21 protein-coding genes, 1 other RNA gene and 1 pseudogene are annotated in these 20943 nt (G+C 58.4%); 5 read left to right on the forward strand and 18 right to left on the reverse strand.

The window, feature by feature from the left end; translation table 11 throughout:
- Window positions 1-10 precede the first annotated feature (10 nt).
- From ACIOYV_RS31350 to ACIOYV_RS31360, 3 genes are read right to left on the reverse strand one after another with little or no spacing between them, the layout of a single operon-like run.
- A complete protein-coding gene (locus tag ACIOYV_RS31350) occupies window positions 11-1033 on the reverse strand; it encodes a sensor histidine kinase (RefSeq protein ID WP_401330095.1) in 1023 nt (340 codons plus the stop codon).
- Between the two features lie 9 nt (window positions 1034-1042).
- Window positions 1043-2500 carry an ATPase domain-containing protein gene (locus tag ACIOYV_RS31355; protein WP_163908277.1) on the reverse strand — a complete coding sequence of 486 codons (1458 nt, stop codon included), beginning with the start codon at window positions 2498-2500 and terminating at the stop codon, window positions 1043-1045.
- Window positions 2497-2931 (reverse strand): hypothetical protein, encoded by a 435-nt coding sequence (locus ACIOYV_RS31360; protein WP_239511939.1) that lies wholly within the window; start codon window positions 2929-2931, stop codon window positions 2497-2499. Before ACIOYV_RS31360 ends, ACIOYV_RS31355 begins: the two co-directional genes overlap by 4 nt.
- A gap of 190 nt (window positions 2932-3121) precedes the next feature.
- Here ACIOYV_RS31360 and ACIOYV_RS31365 point away from each other — a divergent pair, with 190 nt between their 5' ends.
- Window positions 3122-3652, forward strand: a complete 531-nt coding sequence (locus ACIOYV_RS31365; RefSeq protein WP_401330099.1) for a GNAT family N-acetyltransferase — start codon at window positions 3122-3124, stop codon at window positions 3650-3652.
- A gap of 158 nt (window positions 3653-3810) precedes the next feature.
- Here the strand turns inward: ACIOYV_RS31365 and ACIOYV_RS31370 are convergent, their stop codons facing one another.
- The 13 genes and pseudogenes from ACIOYV_RS31370 to ACIOYV_RS31430 form a co-directional block, all read right to left on the reverse strand.
- Window positions 3811-5217, reverse strand: coding sequence for a DUF2252 domain-containing protein (locus ACIOYV_RS31370; protein WP_401330102.1), 1407 nt, complete (start codon window positions 5215-5217; stop codon window positions 3811-3813).
- A 107-nt stretch (window positions 5218-5324) separates the two neighbouring features.
- Window positions 5325-5738, reverse strand: coding sequence for a hypothetical protein (locus tag ACIOYV_RS31375; protein ID WP_401330105.1), 414 nt, complete (start codon window positions 5736-5738; stop codon window positions 5325-5327).
- Window positions 5735-6232, reverse strand: a pseudogene (locus ACIOYV_RS31380) (DUF433 domain-containing protein); the annotation flags it as partial. The gene ACIOYV_RS31375 and the pseudogene ACIOYV_RS31380, both read right to left, overlap by 4 nt.
- 173 nt (window positions 6233-6405) lie before the next feature.
- The gene (locus tag ACIOYV_RS31385) at window positions 6406-6774 is read right to left on the reverse strand and encodes a DUF6124 family protein (protein ID WP_401330107.1); all 369 of its coding nucleotides are present in this window, start codon (window positions 6772-6774) and stop codon (window positions 6406-6408) included.
- A 163-nt stretch (window positions 6775-6937) separates the two neighbouring features.
- On the reverse strand, window positions 6938-7399 hold the full coding sequence (locus ACIOYV_RS31390; RefSeq protein ID WP_401330110.1) for an isochorismatase family protein: 462 nt from the start codon (window positions 7397-7399) through the stop codon (window positions 6938-6940).
- A gap of 130 nt (window positions 7400-7529) precedes the next feature.
- Window positions 7530-7926: a transfer-messenger RNA gene (gene ssrA / locus ACIOYV_RS31395) on the reverse strand.
- 108 nt (window positions 7927-8034) lie between these two features.
- Window positions 8035-8286 carry a hypothetical protein gene (locus ACIOYV_RS31400; protein ID WP_054050090.1) on the reverse strand — a complete coding sequence of 84 codons (252 nt, stop codon included), beginning with the start codon at window positions 8284-8286 and terminating at the stop codon, window positions 8035-8037.
- Window positions 8287-8531: 245 nt separating this feature from the next.
- A complete protein-coding gene (locus ACIOYV_RS31405; RefSeq protein WP_163908323.1) occupies window positions 8532-8807 on the reverse strand; it encodes a hypothetical protein in 276 nt (91 codons plus the stop codon).
- 119 nt (window positions 8808-8926) lie between these two features.
- Window positions 8927-11746, reverse strand: coding sequence for an FAD-binding and (Fe-S)-binding domain-containing protein (locus tag ACIOYV_RS31410; protein ID WP_401330114.1), 2820 nt, complete (start codon window positions 11744-11746; stop codon window positions 8927-8929).
- A complete protein-coding gene (locus ACIOYV_RS31415; RefSeq protein ID WP_265043108.1) occupies window positions 11743-12414 on the reverse strand; it encodes a lactate utilization protein in 672 nt (223 codons plus the stop codon). The genes ACIOYV_RS31410 and ACIOYV_RS31415 overlap by 4 nt, the downstream gene beginning before the upstream one ends.
- Window positions 12414-13868, reverse strand: coding sequence for a LutB/LldF family L-lactate oxidation iron-sulfur protein (locus ACIOYV_RS31420; RefSeq protein ID WP_401330117.1), 1455 nt, complete (start codon window positions 13866-13868; stop codon window positions 12414-12416). The genes ACIOYV_RS31415 and ACIOYV_RS31420 overlap by 1 nt, the downstream gene beginning before the upstream one ends.
- Window positions 13865-14689, reverse strand: a complete 825-nt coding sequence (locus ACIOYV_RS31425) for a (Fe-S)-binding protein (protein WP_290025581.1) — start codon at window positions 14687-14689, stop codon at window positions 13865-13867. Before ACIOYV_RS31425 ends, ACIOYV_RS31420 begins: the two co-directional genes overlap by 4 nt.
- Before the next feature lie 150 nt (window positions 14690-14839).
- Entirely contained in the window at window positions 14840-16534 is a 1695-nt protein-coding gene (locus ACIOYV_RS31430; protein ID WP_265043110.1) for a lactate permease LctP family transporter, read from the reverse strand.
- Window positions 16535-16795: 261 nt separating this feature from the next.
- On the opposite strand from ACIOYV_RS31430, the gene ACIOYV_RS31435 reads away from it, so the two are divergent.
- On the forward strand, window positions 16796-17563 hold the full coding sequence (locus ACIOYV_RS31435; protein ID WP_163908333.1) for an FCD domain-containing protein: 768 nt from the start codon (window positions 16796-16798) through the stop codon (window positions 17561-17563).
- Between the two features lie 107 nt (window positions 17564-17670).
- Here the strand turns inward: ACIOYV_RS31435 and smpB are convergent, their stop codons facing one another.
- Window positions 17671-18153, reverse strand: coding sequence for an SsrA-binding protein SmpB (gene smpB / locus ACIOYV_RS31440; RefSeq protein WP_007900551.1), 483 nt, complete (start codon window positions 18151-18153; stop codon window positions 17671-17673).
- A 118-nt stretch (window positions 18154-18271) separates the two neighbouring features.
- On the opposite strand from smpB, the gene ACIOYV_RS31445 reads away from it, so the two are divergent.
- The 3 genes from ACIOYV_RS31445 to ACIOYV_RS31455 are packed head-to-tail and all read left to right on the forward strand — an operon-like array spanning window position 18272 to window position 20424.
- On the forward strand, window positions 18272-19675 hold the full coding sequence (locus ACIOYV_RS31445) for a sodium-dependent transporter (protein ID WP_054050073.1): 1404 nt from the start codon (window positions 18272-18274) through the stop codon (window positions 19673-19675).
- A gap of 7 nt (window positions 19676-19682) precedes the next feature.
- Window positions 19683-20117 carry a type II toxin-antitoxin system RatA family toxin gene (locus tag ACIOYV_RS31450; RefSeq protein WP_054050071.1) on the forward strand — a complete coding sequence of 145 codons (435 nt, stop codon included), beginning with the start codon at window positions 19683-19685 and terminating at the stop codon, window positions 20115-20117.
- A complete protein-coding gene (locus tag ACIOYV_RS31455) occupies window positions 20110-20424 on the forward strand; it encodes an RnfH family protein (RefSeq protein ID WP_401330123.1) in 315 nt (104 codons plus the stop codon). Before ACIOYV_RS31450 ends, ACIOYV_RS31455 begins: the two co-directional genes overlap by 8 nt.
- A 61-nt stretch (window positions 20425-20485) precedes the next feature.
- Here ACIOYV_RS31455 and ACIOYV_RS31460 read toward each other — a convergent pair.
- On the reverse strand, window positions 20486-20943 hold a 458-nt coding region (locus tag ACIOYV_RS31460), incomplete at its 5' end, for an outer membrane protein assembly factor BamE (protein WP_401330126.1).

Genomic DNA, 20943 nt, shown 5'->3' on the forward strand with positions numbered 1-20943 from the left:
GCGGAAAAACTCAAATCACCAGCGGCAATGTCACGATAAAGGTGCTGCCCCGGCCATCGCCGTCGCTGATGCCGACGACGGTGCCGCCATGGGCTTCCACCAACTCGCGAACGACGGTCAGGCCGATGCCCAGGCCCGCGCCGTTGAAGCCGATGGCATGCACGTCCTGCACAAACGGCTCGAAGATAAACGGCAGGGCCTGCGCGGAAATGCCGATGCCGTCATCGCAAATGCGCATCTCCAGCACATCGTCCGTAGTCGTGACCGACAGCGTGACATTACCCCCGGCAGGTGTGTATTTGGCCGCGTTGCCCAGCAGGTTGCCAAGGATCTGCGTAAGGCGCACCGGATCGCCGTCCACCGACAGCGCGCGAGCGGGCAGTTCGGCGTTGAAGTGCAGGTGTCGGGTGTTCATCACCGGCCTGCACACGTCGATGGCGCTCTGGATGATCTGCACCATGTCGACGATCTCGCAATCGAGGCGCAACTTGCCGGTGCTGGCGCGGGACACGTCGAGCAAGTCGTCCACCAGCCGCGACATGTGCGCCACCTGGCTTTCGATCAGCGCCTGCATGCGCGGCAGCTCTTCGGCGGGCACCCGTACCAGGCGGCCGGCGATCATGCTGATGGGCGTCAGCGGGTTGCGCAATTCATGGGCGACCAGGGTAAGGATGTTGCGTTGCTGCGCCAGCGTATGTTCTGCCGAGGCTTGCAGGTTTTGCGCGCTGAGGGCGGCTATCACCAATTGTGCATTGGCCTCGCGCATCTCCAGGAACAGCCGTTGCTCTTCTTTCGAACGCTGGGGTTTTTCCGCGTCCGTTTGCGCCAGCAGAATCGCCAGCACCAATTGCTGATTGGCTTCGACCAGTTGTTCGATTTGCTGGGCGTCCACCAAACGGTTGTTGGTGTCGCTCAGTTCTTTCTGCAGCGCCGCCAGCACCGCGCGGGCTTCGACGGTTTTCTGGCCAAGCAGGAACAACTCGCGAGCAGCCGTAGCCATCGCTTGTGCGTTCGTGCCATTGGCCTCTGTCATGATCCTGGCTTACACCTTGTCTTTGCTGCGCTGCCGGGTCGGCCGGCCGCCGAGTAGCCCTTCCTGGTCCGGCAGCATCTCGCCGATTTGCAGGCCGTTATCGTCAATGTGGTACTGGCGCAGCTCATCGGAGTGAGCGCTGGCGCGTACCTTGACCACCGCCATGATGCGCAACAGACGGCTCTCTACTTCAATGTAGCGTTGCACGATGATGGCGTCGGTCAAGAACGCTGTGCCGTAGGGGCTGAAGCGCAGGTCGGTGTAGCGGTCTTCCAGCTCGGAGGTCATCAGGACGCTGACCCCGGCGCTGGTCAGCGCGGTGACCATGCGCGACAGCGACTCGCGGAAGTCGTCGCGGAAGGTCGGCGCCAGTGCCAGCTCGAATCCCGACAACGAATCGATGACTACCCGGGTGGCGTTGAGTCGGCGGATCTCGCTGAGCAGCAACTGGACGATTTCATCGATGGACAGATCCGGTGCACGGCTATCCACCAGGCCGACCTGACCCTTCTGGATCAAACTGGCCAACGTCGCGTTTTGCGAATGGTTGGGCCGTTGCTCGAACACCGCGATCACGCCGGTTTCGCCATTGCGCGCGCCTTCGGCAAGGAAGGTCGCGGCCAGAATGCTTTTGCCCGAACCCGACGGCCCGGCCACCAGCAACGAATAACCCCGGGGTAAACCGCCGCCGAGCATCTCGTCGAGCTGCGGCACGCCCATTTTCAGGCGTTTGATCGGGAATTCCAGCGGTGTTTCCACCGGAGTGAGTGGGGCAGGCGCGAAGACCTTGATCCCCGATGTGGCAATGCGGAAGGTGTGCAGCCCCGGCAATGTCGGCTGGCCGCGCATCTTCATGATTTCCATCTTGCGCACCATCGAGTTGCGTTGAACGCTCTGGCGCAGCCAGATCAGGCCGTCGGCGACGGTGAAGATCGGATTGGTGTCGGTTTCGGTGAAATATTCGCCAATCAGGAAGGTCGTCGCCTGCCAGGTGGTCATCAACATGCCGAGCTGCTGAACGAACTGCGGCAGGTTGTTGTTGGGGTTGTCCTGGGTCTGGCTGGCCAGGACCACGGAGCGGAACGAGTCGACAAACACCAGCGACGGCGAGTGAGCCTCTACCTCGCTGACGATGCGCCGCAATACTTCGTCCAGATCACCGGCGAGGGTATCGTCGGCGAGGTTTACATAGCGGATCGACTGATTGATCGCTTCGCTGTCGAAAAAGTCGAATTGCTGCTGATAACGCAGCATCTTCAGCGGCGGTTCGCCGAGTACGGTAAAGAACAACGCCGGGCGTTCAGGCGTTGCCAAGGCAAACATCATCTGATGTGCCAGCGTGGTTTTGCCGCAGCCAGGAGGACCGGCGATCAGGTTGAACGAAAATTCCGGCAAACCTCCGCCCAGCACCTCGTCCAGGCCTGGCACGCCGGTGGCCAGACGGTTGATAGTCACTTTGGTGCTCATGGCAAAGTTTCCTGCGAAGGGGTGTCGCTCAAAGAAGGTTCCCACCAGCTACGAAGCAAACGTGCGGTGAGCGAGGGCCCGATCAGCGTGGTCAGCAACTCGTAAAACGTAGTCAGCAACACTTCACCGAAAAACAGCGCATCGACTTCGTTTTGCTCGACGAGTACGGATTTGAGGGCAATCAGATCCAGCGCGGCCTGGACACTGCCAAAGGTGTCGGCCAGACGCGGATGAGTGGAAGCGCACAGATGGAGGCTGCGACGGTATAGCGCGACAACCCCTTGCTGGCCGATGATCGGCGTCAGGGCTGCGTTCATATCCTGCAAGGTGGTAACGATCGCCTGGGCAATCCTTGCGGTGTCAGCGTTGGGACCAACACGGTGCGCCAGAGAAGCTACGATCTGGCGGCTCTCTTCGCTCAGCGTGGACATGGCTAACTGATATCTGATTGACAGAACTTGATGGTACACCCTATGGGGAGGGGGGACGTGATTTGCATCAACGATAAAATCACGCCCCGCAAACAGGGGCTTTCAATCCTGTAGGGTCTACAAAATTCCACGACTTGCTGCACAAATATCTAAACGTCGCTGCTGACGGACGCTGTTTTAAGGATGAAATATGGAGTTCTCGTTACCAACGGATCTGCCCTTTATGAGTTTGCGGGCGCCGGACCCCGTCTTGTGCACAGCATTGCAGGATGCGCTGAATCTCAGTTTTGCAGCGCATTCGGAGTTTCTGCCCTGGGCCAAGCCCTATACCAGCGAGGATGAAGCGCGGGCGTTCATGCTGCGCTCGGTCGATGACTTCAACAGCGAAACAGGCGAGCGGCGGTTTTTTATCGTCGCGGATCAGGGCCCGGCGATCATTGGCTGCATAGGCCTGAAGCCTCGGGGGCGCAATCGCCATGAGGTGGGGTATTGGGTCAACACCGAGTTTTCGGGCAAAGGTTACATGCGCCGGGCGCTGGAGGCGTTGGTCAAAAGCCTGCCTGACCAGACGTTTTACCTGACGACATCCTCAGCCAACCTGCCCAGTCAGCGGCTGGCGGTGGCGGCAGGGTTTCAGTTGATCAGGGTGTTTGCGCGAGCACGGCAGACTACAAGTCATGGCGTTCAGGACACTTACTTGTATCGCTTGAAAAACCTGTAGGCGCAGCCGTCGGGGGCCATTCGACAGGCAAAAAAAAGCCCGCGGGAGGGCGGGCAAACCGTAGTTTCTTGAATGAGCGAGGGCAATGTACCGGTTGGCGCGGGGCGATAGGGTGAAGAAAAATTCATCTACGTTAACGCCTCGGCCAATAGCGGCCTCTAGGGCAGATGATCCGCCGCAAAATCGGCATCTGAACGCGCCCTCAAGCGACCCTTGCGACACGCCTGCTGGAAGCGCTCGAAGTCCTGCTCATTCTGTTTGGTATAGCCTTCGGCGTACTTGAAGAGCGCATCGGCCAGTGCATCGCTTTTACCGATGTAGCCGCTGATCTGCGCGGCTTGTCCTGAGGATTTGGCATGGGCTCGGGCCAAGGCGCGGCCGCAGGTGCGTGCGTAGGCGGCGAAGGTGGGTGCATCGAACGTCTCGAGCTCCGCCGAGACTTTCATGTCGCGTAATTGGCGCACATAAAAGTGTCGACCACTCGGCCCGGTGGTCCAGCCGAGGAACAGATCGCTGGCCGATTGCATCAGCCGTTGGCCGTTCACCACACGCTGCCCGTTGTGCTGCACCCGCGACTTGGTCTTGACGTAACCGGCGAGCACCGAGCGTCGCGCCTCCTTGAATTGCAGGAACAACGGGTTCTCCTGTTCGTCAGTCAACAGCGCCACCAGGCAACGGGTGCCGACACTGCCCACACCCACCACTTTGAATGCCATGTCGTGGGCATGAAATCGCGACAACAACTCACGACGGTCCGCTTGCAGCGTGGCCCGATAGTCGCCCATGAAGGTTTCGTAGAGTGGCTTCCAATCCGAAAGACGCAGCCAGTCATCGTCGGCATCCAGCAACGTCGTGGTGGTGTGCAGGTGGAAGATTTCCGGCAAGTCATCGCGAATTGTCAAACGGCCGTGGGCATCACGCTCACAGATTTTTGGCAGCAACTCGGCATGGGTGCGGCGCTCCGCTTTCTCGATGGCTCGCTCCACATGTTCCAAGGTGGCTTTGCTCGCTTGCTCCAGCAAATCGTCGTAGCTGATGGACTCGTACCAGGTTTCCAGGGCGCTTTGTTCGGCGCACTCGGTCATGGTCTTCTGATAGGCCGCGACCACTTGGCGGCAGACATCTTCCTCGACCGTCTCACCATGACGCAGATCCCGCGCCGCAATCAGAAAACTCGCCACCAACCTTTTAAGGTCCCACTCCCACGGCCCCGGATGCGCTTCGTCGAAGTCGTTGACGCTGAACAGCAGATTGCGTTCAGGCGTGGCAAAACCGCCGAAGTTCATCAAGTGACTGTCGCCACAGATCGGCGAAATCAGGCCCATGCTCGACGTGCCAGCCAGGTCATGGGCTTGGAGCAGGGCGTTGCCGCGATAGAAGGTGAACGGGGAAACCAGCATGCGCCCGTAGCGCAATTCGACCAGCGATTTTATCCGGCCCTCGCTGGATGCCTTGATCAGCGGCAGTGGGTCGCGGTCAATATTGCCCAAGGCCGATTGTGTGTTGCGGGGGCAGGTCTTTCGCGCGTCCTTGCCTTGTTTGAGGCGGTCTTTGAGGGTGGTCATGGGGGATTCGGTCCGCGTTGGGGAGGGCGTGTGCGGAGTGAGTGTAGAAGGGGCTCGGGGTGACGTTGTAATCGTCGAAGTGAAAAAAGCCCGGTGGAGGCCGGGCTTTACATCTTTATCTGATCAAACTTTCCGTGTGCGGGGAATTTCCACGGCACGCGAAAGGCAGCTCCGCCGCGGATCAGCTCGGCTTGATTCATGATCGCGGGCCACCAACGCACCAGGTTATGGGCTTTGTTCCAATAGGATTCGTTCCCCCAGTGCTTGGCCAGGCAGAAAATAGGTAGTCCGCATTCGCGGAACGCTCTCTTTTCGATATCACCTTTTGTAAATTTGTCTTGAGAAATGACAGCCCATCCGCCTTCATCGCTTAGCGTTGAAATCCACTCGATATCTGCGGTGCCCTGTGGGAATTTATCTTTTAAAGGCAATACCGAATGCCCCTCAGCGTGAGCTTTGGTCAGTTCATTCAGCGCACGGGCCAAGGCGGGTGGCAGATTATTATCCAATAGGAACTTCAAGCCGCCATGCTCTGCTCAAAACGTACGGCTGCCACAACTGAGGAAGTGGGGATCTCGTATAGAAGTGCTACACGCTTGGTACTCTGACCTTCAGTTTTATAAGCACTAAAAATAGCTGCCGTGTCGATTCCCACGGTAGTGAGAACGGGCTTTCCGAAATTTCTGGAAGGGTCTAGAACAATGGCCTTACTGCGCGTTACCGGATACCAACGTTGAGCATCACCTGATCCGGTGTAATCGATGCCTTCATACAACGAAGGCTTGATGACTTGCTCGAACGCGTACTGCCGCTTGACCAGGTCCAGAAGCGCCTCATCTCCCGTTTCACTCAAAACGGTCGCAAAGATGCTTCGGCCATCAGTTTGAAAGCGCTTGCAGGTAAATGGGTAAGCTTGGTTAAACATTTCTTTGGCTTGTTGCGAGGCGCTGCGGATAGCTTGCAGGCTGACGCCATGTTGCCGAAAGGCATGAACAAAACGAATTTCCAGCCGCTCGGGTTTGCCCGTGTGGGTGCTCGACAGAAAGTTACAGTTTGTGAAACCTTCTGTTGAGTCTTCGGGCTAGCGGTATTCCGTTCAAACACAAAGGCACCAGGGATATTCTCGCAAGGTGCCATTTTTTTGGTTGATGAACCGGTTAGTTGATTAGCGAATGCGCCCACTCAGCATCAGACCGGTTTGATCCCGGACTCAGACGCTTCGATTTTTGCCAGCAATTGATTGAGCGACAATTCTGCCAAACCAGCCAGCCGATGAATCGCGTATGCCACGCTGCGATGCGGATCTTCGAGCTGGGTGGTCAGGTCGGCAGCAATAGACGTCGCCAAGGCAAGGTTCTCGCTGGCGTAAGCGAGCAGGGAGCGTGCGTCGATATCCGGGTTGACGACGTAGATATTTCGCGCCGGAACAGGTGGTCTGGGGTTGCTCTGGCGAACGCTGCGATAGTGTTCGACGGCTTGGGTGAGTTCGTTCAGATCGAGGGCGTCCGAATCTGAGAAGTTCGGATTTTTAATCAAGGTCAAGCGGGGCTTTTTCATGGAAGAACTCCGAAAGATTGAGTGTCCCTACGCTTTACGGTCTGTCAAAACCGTTCGCCGGGTTGCAGCACAAATCGGAGGTTATCTTCTCGGCTGGTTGCCCGATACTTCATGGAGTTCGACACAACTTGAGGGAAATTTCCTAGGACGTGCTAAGTAGGAATTACAGATCCCGCGAGCTCACTGTGTGCCCGAAATGATGCTCCCAAAGCCGCACCCCCAACCCACCCGTCCGATCCAGCGACGATCCCACCGTCAGATCCGTGATCAACGTCGGCTGCAATCCCGCATCGAACAGCGCAAACCCGGCCGCCAGGCAGCAAGTTTCAGTCTGCAACCCACAGACCAACACCCGATCCACCTTCAGGCTTTTCAAATATTCGATGGTTTCCGGAGGCGGCGCATAACCGTACTTGATGAAAATGCGATCGGCCTGGATCAGGCTGTCGTCGTCCGGTGCCGGGTGCCAGCCGAGTTGTTTCTGGAACGGGGTTTTGGCTTCGTCATGGCGCTCGACCGTGGCGATGCTTGGGAGCGTGCCGATGAGGGACTGGATGCCGTCAATCAGCCACTGGGGCGGTGCGAAGCTGGGTTGCACGTCGATGATAAGGAGGGCTTGGTTCACTGGCTTCTCCGAAAGTATGTTGGTCTGGCTGACCTCTTCGCGTGTAAGCCCGCTCCCACAGGGGATTTTAATCATCAAACCCCAGATGCAACAAAACCCGCACTTGGCGGGTTTTGGTTTGCTTCATATTTGGTGGAGCCGGGGGGATTTGAACCCCCGTCCGCCAGTACTCCGCTGTCGGTACTACATGCGTAGCCGTATCTATTAAGTTAACCCTCAGCGACCCGAAGGGCAGGGTGCTTTGGGCGAGTTGTGTAAGTTTTAGCCGCTTCGTCCACAACGTACTGCACGGCGATTCTGTTCTATATGACAATCACTTTGGGTTTACAGACATCCCCTGGTGATTGCTGGACCCGAAGGTACCAGAAGCTCAGGTCTAAAGCTGCTTACGCAGCGAGAGAGAATTCCTGGCCGTAGGTTTCGTCATTGGCAACTATAAGAAGTTGCAACAGTGGATTTACGAGTTCTGTTACCAACTCGGCATGCACCTAAAGTTTCGCGACCGGCGTCGAATCCTAAACGGCCCCGTGTCTGTTGCTCGGTGAATCAAGTGAGCAACAGACGTGTGCAGTGTACGCCAACGCGCGTCAGAAGGCCAACCCGAAGGTTAGCCGCGAGTGATCAGGGTTCGCTGCTCAGTTTGCCATCGACAATGCCTGGCTGGCCTCGGTGGCGCATTTCTTGTCGTCTTTTGAGGCTTGCGAAGCCTTGGCGCTGGCCAGCAGTCGTTTGATCTCCGGTGCGTTGGGAGAGGTCGCTGGCAGCGAATTCACTTTGGCTTCGAGTTCTTGCAGCTTGCTTGTACACAGGTTGTTGTCCGCAGCAAATACGGGAGAGGCCAACATAACAGCAGACATGAACAGACCAGCGAGTGCGGTACGTTTCATGGATATCTCCTAAGACTGATGGTCTCGGTGCTGCCGTATGAGCGGGCGGCTCGGCCGAGGTCTGAAAACTGGCCACGATGGATGGGGCCTACTTAAAAGACCACGGCGCTGCGAAGTAATTCGGTTTTGAGAATCGTGAACGACGACAGGCCTGTTGCCCTCTGAATTCAGATGAGCAACAAGCCTGTGTGCTTTACATCAGCGTCTGCGAAGCAGGCCAGCCCGAAGGTTGGCCTTGTCGGGGACTATTGTTTGCCGCCGTCACTGGACTTCTGAATATCCTGAATCGTCTGGGTCGTTTCGGCGATGCAATCTTCAGTGCCTTTTTTGGTGTTCGTCGCGTGATCGGCTTTGGCTTTTTCGACGGAAGCCTGTACCTGCTCAGTCATCTCCGGAGAGATCTGAGCTTTGGCATTTTCGATGGTTTTCAAGTTGACCGCACAGAGGTCTTCGGCGGCAAACGAGGTGGATGCCATCAGCGAAGCAGTAACGAACAGACCTAACAGTACAGAACGTTTCATGTGTATCTCCTTGAACTGAGGGTCCAGGCATCGCTGGCCATCAGGACGGGCTGCCGAGTTTGGGTAAGGCCCGGCATTTACCGGGCTTAATCTGTGGACTACGGCGGTTCGTCAGGGTTCTATTTTTCTTGCATGACCCTCGCTTGGGTCACCCGATCCACCAGATAGACCAACCCGTGGTAGTCAATTCCTCCGTGCTGCGTCAGGCCAATCTCACAGGTGCGGCTGGTCGAAATCCCCTCGCTGCAATGCTGCACCGCCTCCTTGAGCGAGCGCAGTGAATGCGCGTTCAGCTCTGGCGTAGTGAAACCCTTGTCACCGGCAAATCCACAGCAGTGAATGCCTTCGGGAATGACCACGTTGTTGCTGCATTTGCGTGCCAGATCGATCAACGCCTGGCTCTCACCCAAGTGCTGAGTGCTGCAGGTGACGTGCACCGCGATCGGCGCTTCCTGCGGTGTGAAATCCAGACGCTCCATCAAATGCGTACGGATGAAACGCACCGGATCGTACAGGTCCAGGCGCACTTCACCGAGGTCCTGAACCAGCCGCAACGTACAGGGGCTGGTGTCGCAGTAGATCGGATCGAGCCCTCCGCGGCTGGCGTGTAGCAGCGCGCCAATCAGTTCCTGGCGTTTGTGTTCGGCCTGTTCGGCGTAGCCCTTGGAAGCGAACGGCTGACCGCAGCAGAGGTTGTCCTGGTTGTCCGGGAAGACGACCTGGTAGCCGGCCTTTTCCAGCAACCCACGGGTTTTGTCGTACAGCGACATCTGCTCTTTATCACCCGCCGCCGGACCCATTGCCCGCGAGACGCAGGCCGCCAGGTACACCACCCGAGGGCGTTCGTCCGACACGACCGGGCTGAAGCGAATGGCTTTTTCCGGCTGCGGCATGGCGTTGGTCCATTGTGGGACCTGACCTTTGGACAATCGCGTCAGCGTTGCCGAGAGCTTTGCCAATCGTGGCGCACCCAACAACATCCGCGCACCGTTGGCGACGTGCAAAGTGAAACGCGCACCTTGCAGCGCAGTGGCGAAATTTCCTTCAAGCCAATTGGCGGTTTTCGTATGCGTCGCCTTACGGCTGCGAAGCTTTTTCACCAGTTCGCCGGTATTGATTCCTACAGGGCAACGTTGCGCACATAGCCCGGTGGCGGCGCAGGTGTCGATGCCTTGATATTCATAAGCCGCTTCGAGTTCGCTGGTGTCGACGCCGGCACGTTTTTTCGCCTGAATATCACGCCAGATAACGATGCGCTGGCGCGGGCTCAGGGTCAGTCCTTTCGACGGGCAGACCGGCTCGCAGAAGCCGCACTCGATGCACTTATCCACAATTTCGTCGGCGGCGGGCAGCGGCTTCAAGTGTTTGAGGTGAATCTGTGGGTCGTTGCTGAGCACCACGTCGGGGTTGAGAATGCCGTTCGGGTCGAGCAGGCGTTTGAGTTGCCACATCAACTGGTAAGCATCGCTGCCCCATTCCAGTTCGACGAAGGGCGCCATGTTGCGACCGGTGCCGTGTTCGGCCTTAAGCGACCCACCGAATTCCACGGCCACCAGTTGCGCCACGTCATCCATGAACGCCTGGTAGCGTGCGACTTCTTCCGGATTGTTGAAGCCTTGAGTGAAGACGAAGTGCAGATTACCTTCCAGTGCGTGTCCGAAAAGGATCGCTTCGTCGTAGTGATGTTTGTCGAACAACTCGATCAGGCGGTTCACTCCGATGGCCAGTTGTTCCACCGGAAAGGTCACGTCTTCGATGATCACCGTGGTCCCGGTTTTGCGTACTGCGCCGACCGCCGGAAAGGTGTCCTTGCGGATCGCCCAGAGCCGGGCGTTTTCCACTGGATCCTCGGTGAAATCGACTTGCTTCTCCACCGGGAAGGAAGCCAGGGACGCCATGATCTGTGCCAGCTGTTCGCGCAGCAAAGTGGGCGATGCGGCGCGGGATTCGATCAGCAATGCACAGGCATTATTCGACAGCTGCTGTACGAAAGCGGGCATGCCGGGTTTGTCCTGCACCGAGCGCAGACTGCGGCGATCCAGCAGCTCCACCGCTGACACCGGTTGGTTTTTCAGCACGGTCACGGCGTTGCAGCACGTTTCAACATCCGGGAAAACGATCAATGCCGACGCTTTGTTCGGGTGGTCGATCACCGTGTCGTAAGTCACTGCGCTGATGAAGCCGAGCGTGCCTTCGGAGCCCACCAGCAAGTGGCTCAAGATATCCACAGGCTCGTCGAAATCCACCAGCGCATTGAGCGACAGGCCGGTGGTATTTTTCAGACGATATTTGTGGCGAATTCTTGCAGCCAGTTCGGAATTGGCGCGGGTCTCGCGGCCCAATGTCGCCAGACGCTCCAGCAGTTCGGAATGGCTCTGGCGAAACGCGGCAACACTGGCGGCGTCTTCGGTATCGAGACGACTGCCATCGGCCAGCACCAGGCGAATCCCGGCCAAGGTGTGATAAGTATTTTGCGCCGTGCCACAGCACATGCCGCTGGCATTATTGGCGACGATGCCGCCGATTTTGCAGGCGTTGATCGAGGCCGGATCCGGACCGATCTTGCGTCCAAACGGCGCCAGCCACGCGTTGGCCTGGGCGCCGATCACGCCGGGTTGCAGACGGATTTGCGTGCCTTGTCCACGAATCTCGCGACCGTTCCAGTTATCCCCGAGCACGATCAATACCGAATCACTGATGGCCTGCCCGGAAAGGCTGGTGCCGGCCGCGCGAAACGTCACCGGGACCTGATCTCGTTGCGCCAGTTTCAGCAGCTCGACCACTTCGTCTTCGGACTCGACGCGGATCACCAGTTGTGGAATCAACCGGTAGAAACTGGCGTCGGTGCCGAAGGCCAACGTCGACAGCGGATCATCGAAACGTCGGTCCTGGGGAATCAGTTGCTGCGCATCACGCAGGAAAGCCGCCGGTAGGGTCATTGGTCCTCCAGGATCAATACCACCAGGTCTTTCGGACCGTGGGCGCCATAGGCCAGCACTTGTTCGATGTCGGCGGTCTTCGACGGACCGGACACCAGCAAGGCGTTGGTCGGCATGCCCTGGGCCCACTCGAATTCCTGCTGCACTTGATAGAAGTTGTCGCGGATTTCACTGGCCTTGAGCAGGGCGAAATGTACCGGCGGCACCAGGCTCATCAGGCGCGGTTCTTCCCGTGTCGGCCAGAGAATCAGACTACCCGTCGCGGCGATTGCGCCGAGTGTGGTGGTGAGGCTGGCCGGGGTGTCGTTAAACAATTCGGCTTTCCATTCTTCGACTGGGCGATCGTAGGATTTGAGCGTCGGCAGGCCGGGATTTTTCGACCAGTGCTGTGTGATGCGTTGACCGTGAGGTGTCGTTGGCGCGATCAACAGGCTCGGCAACTGGCGATCCCTTAAAAGTTGCGCCAGCAGCTCGGGCCAATCTTCGCCCGAGGTCAGATGAATTTCGGTGTGCACCGCTTCCATCAGTTTGCGCAGTTGCGGGATGCGTTGCTCAGGCGTGTAGGTGTAAGGCGCGGTCAGCAGTTCGACGTCGAACTCGTCAGGTACCGGTGTAGTTCCGGTCAGACTATTGCGTAATTTGGCGAGGATATTTTGCTTGGCGCTCATCAACGGTCTCCCTGTTTGGCCAAATGCTCGCGGGCCATGTCATGCAGCGAGCGGGCAGCGGGTTTTGGCGCGCTGTGGTTTTGCGTCCATGGGCCAACGTTGCTTGGCGCAAGGGCGCGCAGGCGAGTGGCGAAGAAGCCGAACAAACGATAGAGCGTCGGCGAGCTGTTGAGTTTCGCCCAGGCATTCCAGATATAGCGTTCTTTGCGCGAGTACTTGCTGCCTTGGCCGCGCATGACTTTATGTGGGCTGTCCGGGGCTTTGACGTTCTCTTCCCGCAGGCGCCGCAGCAGTGCCGGGATCGGAATTTTTACCGGGCAGACTTCACCGCAGGCACCGCACAGCGACGAGGCACTCGGATGGTCCGGGACTTTCGCCAGGCCGACCATGTGCGGGGTGATGATTTTTCCGATAGGCCCAGGGTAAACCTCCCCATAGGCGTGGCCGCCGATTCGAGTGTAGACCGGGCAATGATTCATACACGCGCCGCAGCGAATGCAGTTCAGGGTCTGGCGCAGTTCGCTGTCGGCAAAGGCCTGGCTGCGACCATTGTCGAGCAATACCAGGTGCACTTCCTGCGGGCCGTCGAGTTCATGCTCCTTGCGCGGGCCGGAGATCATGTTGACGTAAGTGGTGATCGGCTGGCCCAACGCGGAGCGGGTCAGCAGCGACAGCAAAGGGACCACGTCCCGCAGGTTTTCAACGACTTTTTCGATGCCGGTCACGGCAATGTGCACCGGCGGGACCGTCGTGGTCATGCGGCCATTGCCTTCGTTTTCCACCAGCAGCAGGGTGCCGGTTTCGGCCACGGCGAAGTTGACGCCGGAGACGCCGATGTCCGCTTCGAAGAATTTCTGTCGCAAGACCTTGCGACCGATCTGAATGAGTTGGTCAACGTCCTTGGTGTATTCCACGCCAAGTTTGTCGTGGAACAAGGACGCGACCTGACCGGCATTCTTGTGGATCGCCGGCATAATAATGTGTGAAGGCTTCTCGTGGTCGAGCTGGACGATGTACTCGCCCATGTCCGATTCCAGACATTCAATGCCCTGTTCAGCGAGGAAATGATTCATCTCCATTTCTTCGCTGACCATCGATTTGCCCTTGATCACTTGCCGCCCCTCGTGAGCGCGGATGATCGAGAGGACGATGCCATTGGCCTCGTCCACCGTTTCCGCCCAGTGCACTGTCACACCGTTGCGGGTCAGGTTCTGTTCAAGCTGCTCGAGCAGGTCGGGCAAGTTGGATAACGCACGGGCGCGGACAGCATTGCCCAGCACGCGCAAATTTTCTCTTTCGTGGGCATCGCTGAAAGACGCTGCCCGTTTTGTCATCAGTGAATCCATCGCACTGCGAAAGTTGTTTCGCAATTGCGTGTCAGCCAAAGCCTCGTGAGCCCGGCTGCGGAAATCTTCTTCCACGGTAACCGTAGGAATAATCACGGAAGCGTTCATTGAACACCCCCGGTGCGCTGCCACAGGAAACTGGCCAGATGTTGGCCGCGCAGCGCTTCCTTTTGTTTCTCCAACGAACCGTTGATGTTCATCAGGCAACCGCAATCGGCACTCAGCACCTGGTGCGCGCCGGATTCCTTCAACGAGCGGGTCTTGTCAGCCACCATCGCGCCGGAAATGTCTGGCATACGGACGCTGAAAGTCCCACCAAAGCCACAGCATTCACTTTCGTGGCTGTGCTCGACCCGTTCCACATTGCCCAACTGCGCCAACAACTCGCGGCCGTGCAGGTGCGTGTTCATCTCGCGACGTGCCGAGCACGACGTGTGCAGCGCCACTTTGACCGGTTCGCCGCCGTCCTTGAGCTGTACCTTGCAGACAAACAGCAAGAATTCCGCCAACTCATAAGTCCGGGCTGCGAGCGCCTGAACCTGTTTCAGCGTGTCCGGCTCGTCCTTAAACAAGTCGGCGTAGTGTTCACGCAACATGCCTGCGCAAGAACCCGACGGCACCACCACCGGATAATCCCCGGCAAACAGCGCCAGTTGCGAGCGCGCCACGGTCCGCGCCTGTTCGGTGTAACCCGAGGTGTAGGCCGGTTGTCCGCAGCAGCTTTGCCCTTGCGGGTAGTCGACACGGATGCCTTCGCGTTCCAGCAGGTGAATCGCGTCCATCCCGGCTTCGGGGTAGAACAAATCCACCACGCAGGTCCCGAACAGGTAAACCCGTGACGGCTTTTCGCTGGGGTATTGCCGAGGCTTGGGCAGTGGCGGGGCGACGCGGGTCGCGTTCGGCACGGCGTTGTAAAAAAGCTCGCTCATCAGGCGTGTCTCCGGGTGGTCCCGGTTATCCGTCCGTTGAGGCTGCTGAATATAGAGCGGCAAGCTTTCAGCAGCCTTACAGACCGGGTAGTGAATAGCTGACGCCGGAATCGTGGTCCGGCGTCGGTTTTTTCCGTGTTGCTCGTAGTCTTAGTGCACCAGCATGCCGGTCAACCAATAGGCCTGGACGTAGGTAATCAGGCCGACGATCGTGGCGAAGAACAGGCTGTGCTTGAGGGTGAAACGGAACAGATCCGATTCCTTGCCCACCAGCCCCGTCGCGGCGCAGGCCACGGCGATCGATTGCGGCGAGATCATCTTGCCGGTCACGCCGCCGCTGGTGTTCGCGGCCACCAGCAACACATCGCTGACACCTATCTGGTGCGCGGTGGTTGCTTGCAACGAACTGAACAGTGCGTTGGATGAGGTATCGGAGCCGGTCAGGAACACGCCCAGCCAGCCGAGGAACGGCGAGAAGAACGGGAACGCCGCGCCGGTTGCCGCCAGCACCAAGGCCATGGTCGATGACATGCCCGAGTAGTTGGTGACGAACGCAAAAGCCAGCACCATGCCGATGGACAGGATCGGCCAGCGCAGTTCGTAGAAGGTCTCTTTCAAGGTGGTAAGACCAATTTTGAAATTGATCTTCAGCACCAACATCGAGATGAGTGCGGAGAAGAAAATCGCCGTACCGGTCGCGGAAATCGGATCAAGTTTGAACACCGCCGGAATGGCGGTCGGAACCGTCACGATCGGCGCGACCTTGATCACCATTTGGTCCAGGTGCGGGATGGCGAAGTTGAACACCCAGCTGTACATCGAGCCGCCGGCGGCAAACATTGCCTTGAACGGTTTCAGGGTCCAGATGGTGACCAGCACGGTGAGGATCAGGAACGGCGACCAGGCTTTGAAAATTTCACCCAGGCTGTACGGTGACGCCACGGTGCTGCGCGGCTGACCGAAACCACCGGCGCTGGCGGTCACAACGGATGCCGAAACAGCGCCGGCGATGTGCTGGCCTGCAGCGCGTTTTGGCTGCCAGACTTTCAGGAACAGCGTCAGGGAAATCAAGCTGGCCAGGGCCGATGTGATGTCCGGCAGTTCCGGGCCGATGAAGTTGGAAGTGAAGTATTGGGTGATGGCGAAGCTCAAGCCCGCGACCAATGCGGCCGGCCAGGTTTCCCGCACGCCGCGCAGGCCGTCCATCATGAACACCAGCCAGAACGGCACGAACAGCGACAGTAGCGGCAGTTGCCGGCCGGTCATGGCGCCGATCTTGAACGCGTCGATGCCAGTCACTTGCCCGGCCACGATGATCGGAATGCCGAGGGCGCCGAACGCGACAGGCGCGGTGTTGGCGATCAGGCACAGGCCGGCGGCGTACAGCGGGTTGAAACCAAGTCCTACAAGGAGTGCGGCGGTAATCGCTACCGGCGCGCCGAAGCCGGCTGCACCTTCCAGGAACGCGCCGAAGCAGAAGCCGATCAGCAGCACTTGCAGGCGCTGGTCGTCGGTGATCGACAGCACCGAGCTGCGGATCACTTCGAACTGGCCGCTCTTGACCGTCAGTTTGTAGAGGAACACCGCCGCGACGATGATCCACGCAATCGGCCACAGACCATACGCAAAGCCATATCCGGCCGCGGCGAAGGCCATGTCTACCGGCATCTGGAAGGCGAAGATCGCTACGGCAATCGACAAGGCCAGGGTGATGCTGCCGGCCACGTGGCCTTTGAGACGGAACACGGCCAAGGCCAGGAAGAAAAATACGATGGGGATGACGGCCGCGAGTGCGGACACGCCGAGACTGCCGAGCGGGCTGTAGAGCTGTTGCCAGGTTTGCATATGGGGTGGCCCCTAATTGTTGTTGGTCAGGCACTGTCAGCGTTCTTGGTTAATTGGTAATACCAATTTACAATCGCTGTTGGCTAGGGTAAAAGCCTTGTATGGGGTGTGTCAATTTGCCGCCCTAAAACTTTTGTCGAATAAGCGGTGCACAACGCATCTGATCTGTTCGATCAAGCGTCGTCTGGTAGGTGCTGCCACAGCGCCGATAGGCCAGAATAGAGAGCCCGGCGAGCTGCCGGGATCGTGGAGAATTGAGTTATGGGGTTTGATCAGATTCGTCAGCGCCGTTTGTCTGACGATATTGTCGAGCGGCTCGAGGGGATGATTCTCGAGGGCACGCTGAAGTCCGGTGAGCGTCTGCCGGCCGAGCGCGCGTTGGCCGAGCAGTTCGGCGTGTCACGCCCTTCGTTGCGCGAAGCGATTCAGAAGCTGGCGGCCAAAGGCTTGCTGGTCAGTCGCCAGGGCGGCGGCAATTATGTGGTGGATTCCCTCGGCTCGACCTTCAGCGATCCGCTGCTGCATCTGCTGGAAAGCAACCCCGAGGCGCAGCGTGATCTGCTGGAGTTTCGCCATACGTTGGAAGCGTCCTGCGCTTATTACGCCGCGTTGCGCGCCACCGATGTGGATCGCGAGCGGCTGACGGCGGCGTTCGAAGAATTGCAGGATTGCTACACACGCCACGATGAAGTGAGCCGGTTGGAAGAGGGCGCGGCGGATGCGAAATTTCACCTGGCCATCGCCGAGGCCAGTCATAACGCTGTGCTGCTGCACACCATTCGTGGGCTGTTCGATTTGCTCAAGCGCAATGTGGTGACCAACATTGGTGGGATGTACAAGCAGCGCACCGAGACCCGCGACATGTTGATCAGTCAGCATCGGGAGTTGTACCTGGCGATTATCGAAGGGCGTGCGGAACAGGCGCGGGAAGTCTCCAGCCGACACATTTTGTATGTGCAGGAAGTGTTGGAGGAGGTGCGTCAGGAAGTGCAGCGCATGGCTCGGGCGGAGCGACGCAAGGGGATGTAGCCAGGAAGATGGGTGGTGAAACATTCGCGGGCAAGCCTCGCTCCTACAGGGTTACGTTCTTCTGTAGGAGCGAGGCTTGCCCGCGAAAGCGATCTCAAGGAGAAAGATTAATCTTCCTTGCCCTTGTTCCGCACCGCACGCTGCAACTCGCGACCGGCGTCGCGTTCGCGTTCGGTATCACGCTTGTCGTATTCCTTCTTGCCCTTGCCCAGAGCGATCTCGCACTTGACCATGTGCTTGCTCCAGTACCAGGACAGGCACACGCAGGCATAGCCTTTTTGCTGCACGGCGGCGGCGAGCTTTTCCAGCTCGCGGCGGTTGAGCAGCAATTTACGGGTGCGGGTCGGATCAGCAATCACGTGGGTGCTGGCGGTCATCAGCGGCGTGATGTGGCTGCCGAGCAGCCAGGCTTCGCCATCCTTGAGCAGTACGTAACTGTCAACAAGCTGTAGCTTGCTTGCCCGCAGACTTTTTACTTCCCAGCCGGCCAGGACCAGACCAGCCTCGAACTTATGTTCGATGAAGTAATCGTGTCGCGCCTTTTTATTTTGCGCGATGGTCCCTGTTGGGTGTTTCTTCTGTTTAGCCATAGGGGCGGCATTATAGGGAGTTGCGCGCGAGTCGGCTACGGTATCGCTACGTGCTTGAGCAGGTTGATTGAATCCCGGACAATGCGGCCTCTTTTTTGAACGCTTGGGCGTGATAACGATGTCGACAGACAAGGTTTCTGTCCACGGCAGTTGGGCTAGCCGCTGGGTCTTCATACTCGCCGCGACCGGTTCGGCCGTGGGGCTGGGTAGCATCTGGAAATTCCCGTACATGGTCGGCGTCTATGGCGGCGGCGCCTTTGTGCTGATGTTTTTGGCCTGCATCGCGCTGATCGGGGTGCCGGTCATGCTGGCTGAAACCCTGATCGGCCGCCGCGCGCGCCAAAGTCCGGCGAATGCCCTGAAGGTGTTGGCGCAGGAGGCGGGGCATTCCGGCAAGTGGTCCTGGGGCGCATTCGCCGGGATGATCACGGCGTTGCTGATCCTGTCTTTCTATAGCGTGGTCGGCGGCTGGTCGCTGGATTACATCATCGACATGGGCCGGGGCGATTTCCAGGGCGTGACGGCGGATCAGGTCGGCGCTTATTTCGGCAATGTAATCGCCGATCCTTGGCGCCTGACACTTTGGCACACGATTTTTATGCTGTTGTCCGCCGTGGTGATCGCCAAAGGCGTGGTCGCCGGGCTCGAGCGCAGCCTGCGAATCATGATGCCGTTGCTGTTCGTGATGGTGATTGTGCTGCTCGGTTACAGCATGACCACCGGGCATTTCATGGAGGGGGTGCATTTCATGTTCGACTTCCACCCGGAAAAAGTCCTCGACGGCTTGTTGCCCGCCATGGGGCACGCGTTCTTCTCCCTGAGCGTGGGCGTGGGTTCGATCATGATCTACGGCGCGTACATGCCGAAGAACTCGTCGATTTCCGGCACTGTGGTCGGTGTGGCGTTGCTTGATACCTTCGTATCGCTGGTAGCCGGGCTGGCATTGTTTCCGATTGTGTTCGCCGCGGGCCTGAACCCGAGCGAAGGCCCTGGTCTGATGTTTGTAAGCCTGCCATTTGCCTTTGGTAACGTAGCGTTCGGTCAGTTGATGGGCGTAGTGTTCTTCGTACTGGTGGCGGTTGCCGCCTGGAGTTCGGCCATTTCCTTGCTCGAACCGATGGTGGCTTACCTTGTTGAGCGCACCAAAATCAGCCGCGCCTGGGTGACGTTCTGGCTGGCATTCACCTGCTGGTTCGTTGGTCTGGGCACGGTGTTTTCCTTCAATATATGGAAGGAAGCCAAGTTTTTCGTGAACGAAGGTGGAATGTTTCATCTCTACCAATGGGGTGCGGCCGGTGGCCTGGACTTCTTCGGTGTGATCGACTTCTTCACCTCGCGGATCATGCTGCCACTCGGTGGTTTGTGTTTCGTGGTATTTGCAGGCTGGATCATGGGGCGTGAAGCGGTTCGCGATGAGTTGTCGATCCGCAACCCGATGTTGTTCAACCTGTCCCTGTTTTTGATGCGCTATGTGGCGCCCATCGGCATTCTCGTAGTGTTTGCCGCCCAGCTGTGGAAGTGACGCTGACATGACGACACATATTCAACGCTCGGCCCTGTTGCCGTATCCGGCACAAGCCCTCTATGACTTGGTCAACGACGTGGCGCGTTATCCGGAGTTCCTGCCGTGGTGCTCCGCGGCCGAAGTGCTGGAAAGCTCCCCCGAGCACATGCGTGCCAGTGTGGGTGTGGCCAAGGGTGGCTTGAGTCAGCATTTCGTCACGCGCAACACGCTGGTGCCCGGGCATTCGATCGAGATGAATCTCGAAGAAGGTCCGTTCAACCAGTTGCATGGCGTCTGGGTGTTCAAGCCATTGGGCGAGAAGGCCTGCAAGATCAGCCTGGACCTGTCGTTCGACTACGCCGGGCCAATCGTGCGCGCAACGTTGGGGCCTTTGTTCAATCAGGCGGCAAACACTCTGGTGGACGCGTTCTGTCAGCGCGCCAAGCAGATGCATGGTTGAGCCGGTGATCGAGGTTGAGGTGGTGTATGCCGCCGTCGATCGTCAGGTGTTGCTGGCTGTGGCGGTACCAGCGGGCGCTACGGTTCGGGCCGCTCTGCTCGAATCCGGTGTAGGTGCCGAGTTTCCTGAGCTGGATCTGGCCGAATGTCCGGTCGGAATCTTCGGCAAAGTGATCGCTGATCCCGATGCCCGCGTGGTTCAGGCGGGTGATCGCATCGAGATTTACCGACCGCTGCTCGCCGATCCCAAAGAGGTCCGCCGCTTGCGTGCCGCCAAGGCTGCCGAGGCCAAAGCGCGCAATCAGTGATCTGATCAAACGCCAGACAATAAAAAACCCGGACATGCCGGGTTTTTTATTGCGTCGCAAATTATTGCGGCGTGGTGTCCAGTGGTTCCGGACTCGGGACTGGAACGGTTTCTACACCGTCTACGTCCTTCTGGATCTGGTCCAGCAGCGAACCTGGTTTCACCGGTTTTTCCGGTTTTGGCTTCTCGGTGTTTTCTGCAGGAGCGGTCACAGTAGTGCCGGGTTCCTTGCCGAGAATGGCTTCGTCGCGGCTCACACCGGGCATAAAATCGCCCGACAGGCTGACAAGCTGGTCATTAGGGTTGAAGATAACGCTTATGCGTTCCTGTTGGCGTTCACCACCACCCGGTTGCAGGCTATACAGGTAATCCCAGCGATCGGCATGGAACGTGTCGGTCAGCAGAGGGTTACCCATGATAAACCGTACTTGCCGACGGGTCATTCCCGGGCGTAACTGGTCTATCATGTCCTGCGTGACGACATTGCCCTGCTGGATGTCGATTTTGTAAACCCCGGGGC

Origin of the sequence: Pseudomonas sp. NPDC087342 (genome assembly GCF_044744265.1) — a bacterium.
Classification (GTDB): domain Bacteria; phylum Pseudomonadota; class Gammaproteobacteria; order Pseudomonadales; family Pseudomonadaceae; genus Aquipseudomonas; species Aquipseudomonas nunensis.

Bases quoted from the DNA above. Each gene is read 5' to 3' on its own strand.
- ACIOYV_RS31350 (WP_401330095.1), bottom strand. From the start codon at position 1,033: ATGACAGAGGCCAATGGCACGAACGCACAAGCGATGGCTACGGCTGCT.
- ACIOYV_RS31355 (WP_163908277.1), bottom strand. From the start codon at position 2,500: ATGAGCACCAAAGTGACTATCAACCGTCTGGCCACCGGCGTGCCAGGC.
- ACIOYV_RS31360 (WP_239511939.1), bottom strand. From the start codon at position 2,931: ATGTCCACGCTGAGCGAAGAGAGCCGCCAGATCGTAGCTTCTCTGGCG.
- ACIOYV_RS31365 (WP_401330099.1), top strand. From the start codon at position 3,122: ATGGAGTTCTCGTTACCAACGGATCTGCCCTTTATGAGTTTGCGGGCG.
- ACIOYV_RS31370 (WP_401330102.1), bottom strand. From the start codon at position 5,217: ATGACCACCCTCAAAGACCGCCTCAAACAAGGCAAGGACGCGCGAAAG.
- ACIOYV_RS31385 (WP_401330107.1), bottom strand. From the start codon at position 6,774: ATGAAAAAGCCCCGCTTGACCTTGATTAAAAATCCGAACTTCTCAGAT.
- ACIOYV_RS31400 (WP_054050090.1), bottom strand. From the start codon at position 8,286: ATGAAACGTACCGCACTCGCTGGTCTGTTCATGTCTGCTGTTATGTTG.
- ACIOYV_RS31405 (WP_163908323.1), bottom strand. From the start codon at position 8,807: ATGAAACGTTCTGTACTGTTAGGTCTGTTCGTTACTGCTTCGCTGATG.
- ACIOYV_RS31410 (WP_401330114.1), bottom strand. From the start codon at position 11,746: ATGACCCTACCGGCGGCTTTCCTGCGTGATGCGCAGCAACTGATTCCC.
- ACIOYV_RS31415 (WP_265043108.1), bottom strand. From the start codon at position 12,414: ATGAGCGCCAAGCAAAATATCCTCGCCAAATTACGCAATAGTCTGACC.
- ACIOYV_RS31420 (WP_401330117.1), bottom strand. From the start codon at position 13,868: ATGAACGCTTCCGTGATTATTCCTACGGTTACCGTGGAAGAAGATTTC.
- ACIOYV_RS31425 (WP_290025581.1), bottom strand. From the start codon at position 14,689: ATGAGCGAGCTTTTTTACAACGCCGTGCCGAACGCGACCCGCGTCGCC.
- ACIOYV_RS31430 (WP_265043110.1), bottom strand. From the start codon at position 16,534: ATGCAAACCTGGCAACAGCTCTACAGCCCGCTCGGCAGTCTCGGCGTG.
- ACIOYV_RS31435 (WP_163908333.1), top strand. From the start codon at position 16,796: ATGGGGTTTGATCAGATTCGTCAGCGCCGTTTGTCTGACGATATTGTC.
- smpB (WP_007900551.1), bottom strand. From the start codon at position 18,153: ATGGCTAAACAGAAGAAACACCCAACAGGGACCATCGCGCAAAATAAA.
- ACIOYV_RS31445 (WP_054050073.1), top strand. From the start codon at position 18,272: ATGTCGACAGACAAGGTTTCTGTCCACGGCAGTTGGGCTAGCCGCTGG.
- ACIOYV_RS31450 (WP_054050071.1), top strand. From the start codon at position 19,683: ATGACGACACATATTCAACGCTCGGCCCTGTTGCCGTATCCGGCACAA.
- ACIOYV_RS31455 (WP_401330123.1), top strand. From the start codon at position 20,110: ATGGTTGAGCCGGTGATCGAGGTTGAGGTGGTGTATGCCGCCGTCGAT.